The organism is Peribacillus sp. SIMBA_075, from assembly GCF_046534585.1.
Genome location: NZ_JAWRYN010000157.1, coordinates 1 through 406, shown reverse-complemented (window position 1 = coordinate 406; position 406 = coordinate 1). Strand labels below are relative to the sequence as shown.

Here is a 406-nt window from a genome sequence, read left to right as displayed (position 1 = left end):
CAGCATCTTCAATCTTAACGCCATTCGCTTCACCAACAGTCATAATATCGTACTTAGAAAACGTATTTTCTTTTAACTCTTCTAGTAAAGGTTGAATACCATCCACATTCATATGTTTATCAAAAGATGGTACATACTTTAGTTCTTTTGGATTTGGCATATCTTTGAAACCATCTTCTTTTTTAATATGGCTAATCGCATCCACGCGGAAACCATCAATTCCTTTATCAAGCCACCAATTAACTGTATCGTATAACACTTCGCGAACTTCTTTATTCTCCCAGTTTAAATCTGGTTGTTTACGCGAGAATAAGTGTAAATAATATTGTCCTGTTACTTCATCATATTCCCATGCCGAACCGTTAAAAATACTTTCCCAGTTGTTTGGTTCCGAACCATCTTTACC

General features: G+C 35.5%; 1 protein-coding gene. It reads right to left on the bottom strand.

What is annotated here, in order from left to right; genetic code table 11:
• The coding region (locus SB775_RS27590) for an alpha-amylase family glycosyl hydrolase (protein WP_410864324.1) at nt 1-406 on the bottom strand (406 nt) is incomplete at both ends.